This window comes from Corallococcus sp. AB049A (genome assembly GCF_003668885.1).
Classification (GTDB): Bacteria; Myxococcota; Myxococcia; order Myxococcales; family Myxococcaceae; genus Corallococcus; species Corallococcus interemptor.
In genome coordinates, this window is record NZ_RAWL01000826.1 from 1 (window position 1) to 1005 (window position 1005).

At 78.3% G+C, this 1005-nt stretch carries 1 pseudogene; it reads left to right on the top strand.

The window, feature by feature from the left end:
* Positions 1-277, top strand: a pseudogene (locus D7X55_RS43800) (hypothetical protein); the annotation flags it as partial.
* Between the last annotated feature and the right edge of the window lie 728 nt (positions 278-1005).

Here is a 1005-nt window from a genome sequence, read left to right on the forward strand (position 1 = left end):
AGCCACCGGAGGAACCGCGGGGCTCAGCGGCTGCATGGTCGGCACGGCGGCGGGGCCGCGCGCCACGGGAGGCGGCGTGGCCATGGGCGCGACGCCCGGCACCGCCGGAGGCATGGCGGGAGGCATGGCGGGAGGCATCGCGGGCGAAGCGCTCACGTTGGGCGGAACGACGGGTGCGATGCGAGGCATCGACGCGGGAGCCTGGGGCGGAGTCCCAGCGCCCACGGCGGGCGTCGTGGTGGTGGGGCGCGCACCGGTGGGAACCGCCGGAGCCTGAGGAGGAGCCACCGCGCCCACGGCCGGAATGGCGGAGACGGTGGGACGAGCCCCGGCAGGCGTCGCAGGAGCTTGCGGCGGCGCCACCGCGCCCACGGCCGGAATGGCGGAGACGGTGGGGCGAGCACCGGCAGGCGTCGCAGGTGCTTGCGGCGGAATCGCCGTCACGGTCGCGCGAGGCGTCGTGGGGGCTGCTGGAGCCTGCGGGGGAGCCACCGTACCGACCGCCGGAATCGCGGTGACGGTGGGCCGCGACTGCGCGGTCGTCGCGGGCGGAGGTGACGCGACGCCAACGGATGGAACCCCGGACACCGTCGGCCGTGATGCAGCGGGGACTCCCGCAGGGGCAATGCCCGGCGGTGCCCCACGAGGCGCGGCTCCCACGGGTGCGAGGCCCGCGGGCGTCGGGCGCGGCGGAGTTCCAGTCACGGGGGCTCCAGCCGCGGGCGCGACCGAGGGCACTCCACTGGACGACGCAGGCCGGGCCGTCGCTGGAGCCACAGGCGGGACGCCGCCCACGGCAGGAGCCTGCGAGGCTGCCGGAGCCACCGAGGGAGCCTGCCCCGACGCAGGCCGGGCCGCCGCTGGAGCCACCGAGGGAACCTGACCCGACGCAGGCCGTGCCGCCGCCGGTGCCACCGATGGAACCTGACCCGAAGCCGGCCGGGCCGCCGCTGGCGGCGCGACAGGGGGCGGCGTGGGGCGCGCGGCTGGCGCGGTCCCCGGAGG